This window comes from Jiangella rhizosphaerae (assembly GCF_003579925.1).
Classification (GTDB): Bacteria; Actinomycetota; Actinomycetes; order Jiangellales; family Jiangellaceae; genus Jiangella; species Jiangella rhizosphaerae.
Genome location: NZ_QUAL01000346.1, coordinates 1 through 6048 on the forward strand (window position 1 = coordinate 1; position 6048 = coordinate 6048).

Sequence of the window (6048 nt, forward strand, 5' to 3'; positions counted from 1 at the left end):
ACTGTTCCAACAGGGCCGGGTCGATGTCGGCGACGCTCGGGTCATCACACGGCGACGCCGCCATCCACTCCACGGGCGGAGCAGCCTCCGGCGGTGGAGCAGTCAGCAGCGCTTCTTCGAACATGCAAATGATCTTACCCGCCCCCACCGACAAGGTCGATTCGACGAGCACGAGAGCGCGGATCGGCCTGGGAGGCGCACGGTGGCCCATGATGGGCGCATGCGCATCGTGGTCGTCGGCGGGACCGGTCATGTCGGCACGTACCTGATCCCGCGGCTGGTCGCCGCCGGGCACGAGGTCGTCAACCTCAGCCGCGGCGCCCGGCGGCCGTACACGGACCATCCCGCCTGGGAGCGGGTCGAGCAGCTGGTCGTCGACCGCGAGGCGGAGGACCGCGCCCGGACGTTCGCGGGCCGGGTCGCCGGCCTCGCACCGGACGTCGTCGTCGACATGGTCTGCTTCACCGAGGAGTCCGCGCGCCACCTGGTCGACGGGCTGCGGGGCCGGGTGGCGCACCTCGTCCACTGCGGATCGATCTGGATGCACGGGCCGAGCCGGTCGATCCCGCTGCACGAGGACAGCGAGACGGTGCCGTTCGGCGAGTACGGCGTGCAGAAGGCGGCCATCGCACGGCTGCTGATCGACGAGACGGCGCGCGGCGGGCTGGTCACGACGTCGCTGCACCCGGGGCACATCAGCGGGCCGGGCTGGCACCCGATCAACCCGCTGGGCAACCTCGATCCGTCGGTGTGGACGGCGCTCGCGTCGGGCGCGCCTCTCGCCGTCCCGGGCATCGGCGCGGAGCTGCTGCACCACGTCCACGCCGACGACGTCGCGCAGGGCTTCCAGCTGGCGATCGAGAACCGCGACGCGGCGGCCGGCCAGGCGTTCCACGTGACGGCGGCCTCGGCGTTGACGGTGCGCGGGTTCGCCGAGTACGCGGCCGGCTGGTTCGGGCGGACACCGTCGCTGGAGTTCGTCAGCTGGGACGAGTTCCGCTCCCGGACGGCGCCGGAGTACGCCGAGCAGAGCTGGGACCACCTGTCGCGCAGCCAGTTCGCGTCCGTCGACAAGGCGCGCCGGCTGCTCGGCTACGCCCCGCGGTACGCGCCGGAGGCGGCGGTCCGCGAGGCGGTCGAGTGGCTGGCGCGCCACGGGGAGCTCGACGTCGAGCTCAGCGCCGGATGAGGTAGGTGGCGAACAGCACCACCGACGCGGTCGAGCTGACCAGCCGGACGTGATTCCAGGCGGTCCAGCGCGACAGGTAGCGCGCCCACACCTCGGCGCCGGCGGCGCCGGCCGGGTCGACGGCGGCGAGCTGGTCGTTGAGCGGGACGTTGAGGGCCATCGTCACGACGAACGTGCCGACGAGGATCACGGCGGCCGCGGCGAGCAGCAGCCCCGACGCCGGCCGGTCCAGCCGGAACAGCGTGCCGACGGCGAGGCCCAGCGACAGCAGTGCCGTCCCGCCGAAGGCCAGCCCGAAGACCGGGTTGAGGATGACGACGTTGATCTCCTGCATCGCGGCGATCGCCTCGGGGACGGGGCGGCGCGACAGGGCGGGCATGAGCACGACGGAGCAGAAGAACCACAGGCCGGCCAGGAGGGCGCTGCCGGTGATCGCGATGACGGTGGCGGTGGACTCGACGCGGTCGGACATGGCCGGCTCTCCTTCAGGCGTTCCACACGCCGGTCGCGGCGGTGTCGCGGGCGTAGTCGGAGAAGTCCTTGGGTGCGCGACCGAGGGCGCGCTGGACGCCGTCGGCCAGAGAGGCGTTGCGGCCGTCGAGGACCTCGCGGAACAGGTAGCCGATCAGCCAGGCGAGGTCGGACGGCAGGCCCTCGGCCTCCAGCGCCGCGCTGTAGTCGTCGAGCGGGACGGGGACGAAGGCGATCTCGCGGCCCGTGGCCTTCGCGATCTCGGCGACCGCCTCGGCGAACGTCAGCAGCCGCGGCCCGGTCAGCTCGTACAGCTCGCCGACGTGCCGGTCCTCGGTCAGCGCGGCGACCGCGACGTCGGCGATGTCGTCAGCGTCGACGAACGGCTCGGGCACGTCGCCGGCCGGCAGCGCGACCTCGCCGGCGAGGACCGGCTCGAGCAGGTAGTTCTCGTCGAAGTTCTGGTTGAACCAGGCGCAGCGGACGATCGTCCACTCCAGCCCGGAGCGCTGGACGACCTGCTCGGCAGCCTGGGCCTCCTCCTCGCCGCGCCCGGACAGCAGGACCAGCCGCTGGACGCCGGCGTCGCGGGCGGCCTCGGTGAGGGCGGCGACCGCGTCGACGGCGCCGGGGATGGCGAGGTCCGGGTAGTACGAGACGTAGACCCGGCCGACCCCGGCGAGCGCGGCCGTCCACGTCGACCGGTCGGTCCAATCGAACGGGACCTCCGCCGACCGCGACCCGACGCGGACGTCGACGCCGCGAGCGGTGAGCCGCTCGACGATCCGGGCGCCGGTCTTGCCGGTGCCGCCGAGGACGAGGGTGGTGGCATTCATGGCGATCTCCCTGGTGCGCTGGTGGTGGTTGACTTGCCGTCCAGTCAAACAGCGCATCGTCGGCGGATCTATGATCGCAGAACCGTACTTCATGCTCGATCGTCCAGCACTCCTGGATGTACGGGCATAGGTGGGTGGATACTCGTTGCCATGACGACGCCGGACTACTGGGCACCCACCGACCCGCTGGGCGAGGCGCTGCACCAGATGCGCATGAACGGCACCTTCTACAGCCGTTCTGAGCTGACCGCCCCATGGGGCATGACGATGCCGGCGATGCCGGGCCACATCTGGTTCCACATCGTGACGTCGGGGCCGGCCTGGCTGCAGACCGAGAACGGCTCGCCGCGGCCGCTGCTCCCCGGTGAGCTGGCGCTGGTCCCGCACGGCCGCGGACACCTGATCCTCGGCGCACCCGGAGCGCCGGCGCCGAACGTCATGGAGCTCGAGCGTGAGGCCGTCAGCGACCGGTACGAGCTGATCCGCCACGGCGGTGGCGGCGACCCCACCACGCTGATCTGCGGCGCGGTCCGCTTCGACCACCCCGCCGCGCGCAAGCTCGTCGAGGCACTTCCCGAGACCGTCCACGTCGAGGTCGGCGGCTCGCCGCAGCAGGAGTGGCTGCACAGCACACTGCGGCTGATGGCCGTCGAGGCGCAGCAGCTGCGCCCCGGCGGCGAGGAGGTGATCACCCGGCTCGGCGACATCCTGGTCATCCAGGCGATCCGCGCCTGGATCGAGACCGACCCGGCCGCCCGCACCGGCTGGCTGGGCGCGCTGCACGACGAGCAGATCGGCCGGGCGATCTCGTTGATCCACAAGCAGCCCGACCGCGACTGGTCGGTGGCCGGCCTCGCCGCCGAGCTGGCGATGTCGCGCTCGGCGTTCGCCGACCGCTTCACCAAGGTCGTCGGCGAGCCGGTCATGCAGTACCTGACGACGTGGCGGATGAACCTCGCGCACGATGCACTGCGGACCGAACAGGCGACGGCAGCCCAGCTCGCCCGGCGGCTCGGGTACCGATCCGAGGCCGCGTTCGCCCGCGCCTTCAAGCGCGTCGTCGGCCTCCCGCCCGGCGCCGTCAAGCGCACCGCCGCCGTCAGAGGCTTCGAGCGGTGATGTCGCCCTTCGAGGTGGTGGCGCGGATGTCGAGCTCGGCCGTGCCGTCGTTCTTGAGGGCGTTGCGGATGCGGCCGTAGCCGGTGCCCGCGTCCAGCGCGGCCGAGACGCCGGCGGCCGCGGCGACCTCGATGTCGCCCCTGGTGGTGCTGATCTCCGCGGGGCCGCCCAGCCGGCCGACCTCGACGTCGCCGTCGATTGCCGTGAGGCGGACGCTCGCGGCCTCGTCGATCTTGATCTGGTGGTACGCGCCGTCGCTGGCGGCCTCGGCCTCGACGCCGGAGCCGGCCGGCACCCGTGACGTCCTCCGCACCGCGCCGTCGAACGGCGCCCAGTGAGCCGGCAGCACCCGCCCGCGGCCGCGATCGCCACGGGCGGGCGTCATCTGCTGCTGCGGGATCAGCTGACCAGCTGGTAGCCGAACTGGACCTCCAGATCCTGAGCGCCGCTGGCGTTGAGCACGCGGGCCTGCAGGCGCTTCGGTGCGCCCACGCCGTCGACGGCCGGCGGGACGGCCAGCGGGGTCGACTGCATCGTCGTCGTCACCGGAAGGGCGGAGCCGCCGGCGCTCGCGCCGTCCACGTCCAGCCGGACGTCGCAGGTGCCGGCGCCGAGGACCCGGGTGACCCGGACGATCCGGATCCGCTGGCCGTCCAGGTAGAGCTGGCTCGGGAAGTCGTAGCCGCCGTCGGCCACGGCACCGGCGATGCGGACGCTGAGCCGGCCGTCGATCTGCTCGAGGCCCTTGTTGCCGACGATGCGGGTCTGCGCGTTCTGCGTCCCGGTGAGCAGGTACGGACCGACGAGGTTGCCGTTGAGGTCGTTCCCGCTGATCAGCACGTCCGTCGCCGCGTTGATCAGGCCGTAGTCCTGACGGTGCAGGCCCTCCGGCAGCCGGCCGAGCAGGTTGCCGGTGATGATCACCTTCTCGGCCGTGTCGCGCACGTGGATGCCGGTTCCGGTGCGGATGGCCCGTCCGCCGCCGCTGTACGAGCCGCCCAGCGACGCGCCCACGAGGTCGAAGTGCGTGTCGTCGACCACCGTCACCGGCCAGGTGCCGTTGACGCCCGTGGCGCCGCCGACCTCCTCGATCCGGATCCGGTCCCCGGTCTCCCAGCCGTGCGCCGCGTCGACGGTGACGCGCACGCCGCCGGAGCCGTTGCCGGCCAGCCCGGTGATGGCCCGGGAGAAGTTCGGGTGCGCCATGCGCGCGTTGTTGCCGATGACGTTGCCCGTGATGGTGACGTGGCTGGAGGCGACGTCGATGCCGTGCCGGCCCGCGCCGCGGATGACGCAACCGGTGAACGTCGCCATGCCGGTGAAGCCGTCGAGGATGCGGACGTTGTCCTCGGCGCCGTCGGAGGAGATGTAGGCGTTGGCGAACACCGCCTGAGCGCCGACCTCGAGCAGGACGGGGACGCCGTGGCCGTTCTCGAAGCCGCCGCCCTCGAAGTAGAGGAACTTCGGCAGGCCGGTGCCGGTCGTGTTGCGCATCCAGATGCCGTGCCGGCCGAAGAGCACCGCGCAGGCGATGAACTTGATCGAGCCGCCCTGGCCGTCGATGACGATGTTGTCGGTGCCGCGGTTGGCGGTGCCGGCCGCGATGGCGCACTCGACGAACTCGACGGGGTCGGCGCGCGACGTGTCGGACTCGCCGTTGAGCAGGATGACCTGCTCGCCGTGGAACTCGTTCCAGACGCAGTTGAGGAACCGGACGGTGTTACAGGCACGCAGCAGGATGCCGTTGTAGCCCAGCCGCGACCGCACGTTCTGGAACGTCAGCATGTAGTTGCCGTCGTTGGTCTCCGGGCCGATCCGCTCGGTGCGGACCAGGTACCCGCCCGTGAGGTTCTCGCCCTGGAACTGCAGGTCGCGGAAGCCCCCGCCGTGGCAGCCGGACAGCACGAAGCCGTCCGCGTCGCCGGTCGCGATGACGAACTGCGTGGCGGTCCCGAGCGAGTCGGTGGGGCCGACGCCGCGGAAGGTGATCGGCGCCCGCTCGATCCGGATGGTCGACTCGATGCGCACCTTGCCCGGCCCGTGCTCGATGATCCCGCCGAGCGGCAGCGCGTCGACGGCCGCCTGCACGCGGGCGGAGTCGTCCACGTCGCCGGCGCCACGGCAGCCGAAGTCGGCGAGGTCGATGGTCGTCGACGCCGGGCGCTTCCAGCGGCCGGTGGCGACGCCGTCGACGGCGAAGACGGTGCCGCCGTTGGCCGGGTCGGTGGAGTCGGCGTCCCAGTACAGGACACCGCCGCCGACGCCCGGCAGGTCGGGCCAGTAGCCGAGCAGGTGGACCTGGGCGCCGTCGGCACCGCCGTCGACGAGGTCCTCGACGCTGGTGACGGTCTCGATGCCGGCCAGCCTGCCGGGCAGTGCCGGGCGCAGCGGGCCGGCCGGTGCGGCGGCGGCCGGCGCTGCCAGCGCGGCGCC

4 protein-coding genes and 2 pseudogenes are annotated in these 6048 nt (G+C 72.5%); 2 read left to right on the forward strand and 4 right to left on the reverse strand.

What is annotated here, in order from left to right:
* The first annotated feature begins 220 nt into the window (after window positions 1-220).
* Window positions 221-1189: an NAD-dependent epimerase/dehydratase family protein gene (locus tag DY240_RS24645; RefSeq protein ID WP_119662354.1), complete on the forward strand. Its 969-nt coding sequence runs from the start codon at window positions 221-223 to the stop codon at window positions 1187-1189.
* Here the strand turns inward: DY240_RS24645 and DY240_RS24650 are convergent.
* Together DY240_RS24650 and DY240_RS24655 are read right to left on the reverse strand one after the other, a co-directional pair.
* Window positions 1176-1661: an anthrone oxygenase family protein gene (locus DY240_RS24650; protein ID WP_119662355.1), complete on the reverse strand. Its 486-nt coding sequence runs from the start codon at window positions 1659-1661 to the stop codon at window positions 1176-1178. The genes DY240_RS24645 and DY240_RS24650 overlap by 14 nt on opposite strands.
* 13 nt (window positions 1662-1674) lie before the next feature.
* Window positions 1675-2496, reverse strand: a complete 822-nt coding sequence (locus DY240_RS24655; protein WP_119662356.1) for an NAD(P)H-binding protein — start codon at window positions 2494-2496, stop codon at window positions 1675-1677.
* Between the two features lie 150 nt (window positions 2497-2646).
* Between DY240_RS24655 and DY240_RS24660 the strand changes: the two genes are divergently transcribed.
* Window positions 2647-3615 (forward strand): AraC family transcriptional regulator, encoded by a 969-nt coding sequence (locus tag DY240_RS24660; protein WP_119662357.1) that lies wholly within the window; start codon window positions 2647-2649, stop codon window positions 3613-3615.
* Here DY240_RS24660 and DY240_RS24665 read toward each other — a convergent pair.
* Window positions 3596-3934, reverse strand: a pseudogene (locus tag DY240_RS24665) (DUF4097 family beta strand repeat-containing protein); the annotation flags it as partial. The gene DY240_RS24660 and the pseudogene DY240_RS24665 overlap by 20 nt on opposite strands.
* Window positions 3935-4014: 80 nt before the next feature.
* A pseudogene (locus DY240_RS32475) lies at window positions 4015-6048 on the reverse strand (hypothetical protein); the annotation flags it as partial.

Bases quoted from the DNA above. Each gene is read 5' to 3' on its own strand.
- DY240_RS24645 (WP_119662354.1), top strand. From the start codon at position 221: ATGCGCATCGTGGTCGTCGGCGGGACCGGTCATGTCGGCACGTACCTG.
- DY240_RS24650 (WP_119662355.1), bottom strand. From the start codon at position 1,661: ATGTCCGACCGCGTCGAGTCCACCGCCACCGTCATCGCGATCACCGGC.
- DY240_RS24655 (WP_119662356.1), bottom strand. From the start codon at position 2,496: ATGAATGCCACCACCCTCGTCCTCGGCGGCACCGGCAAGACCGGCGCC.
- DY240_RS24660 (WP_119662357.1), top strand. From the start codon at position 2,647: ATGACGACGCCGGACTACTGGGCACCCACCGACCCGCTGGGCGAGGCG.